This is a genomic window from Photobacterium chitinilyticum, assembly GCF_004104355.1.
GTDB lineage: Bacteria > Pseudomonadota > Gammaproteobacteria > Enterobacterales > Vibrionaceae > Photobacterium > Photobacterium chitinilyticum.
In genome coordinates, this window is record NZ_RJLM01000241.1 from 1 (window position 1) to 395 (window position 395).

The following is a 395-nucleotide window of genomic DNA, read 5'->3' on the forward strand; positions in this document are numbered from 1 at the left end:
ATAATTTGTTTTCGCCGGACTCTACACAAGACACTTGAATGTGTTTGTTTTGAGAACTCGTATCTTCTCTCGAAGATACTATTGTAATCCAACTCGTTGAGTTGAATTTACTAGTCAGCTTTCCAGATTGTTAAAGAGCATGTGTTTCTATTTAAAGATCCACTTTTTAATCACACTCATAGGAATGTCTTTAGAAAGTGGTGGAGCTATGCGGGATCGAACCGCAGACCTCCTGCGTGCAAGGCAGGCGCTCTCCCAGCTGAGCTATAGCCCCATCGAGGGTGTTTCTGGGTTCTTTCAAAAAGAAAGAATGGTGGGCGATACCGGGCTCGAACCAGTGACCCCCTCCTTGTAAGGGAGGTGCTCTCCCAACTGAGCTAATCGCCCTCCGATGT

The 395-nt window shown here is 46.1% G+C and carries 2 tRNA genes; both read right to left on the reverse strand.

From position 1 onward, the window contains the following. Nucleotides 1-198: 198 nt before the first annotated feature. A tRNA-Ala gene (locus EDI28_RS26590) sits at nt 199-274 on the reverse strand. 37 nt (nt 275-311) lie between these two features. Then, nucleotides 312-387: transfer RNA gene (locus EDI28_RS26595), tRNA-Val, on the reverse strand. Between the last annotated feature and the right edge of the window lie 8 nt (nt 388-395).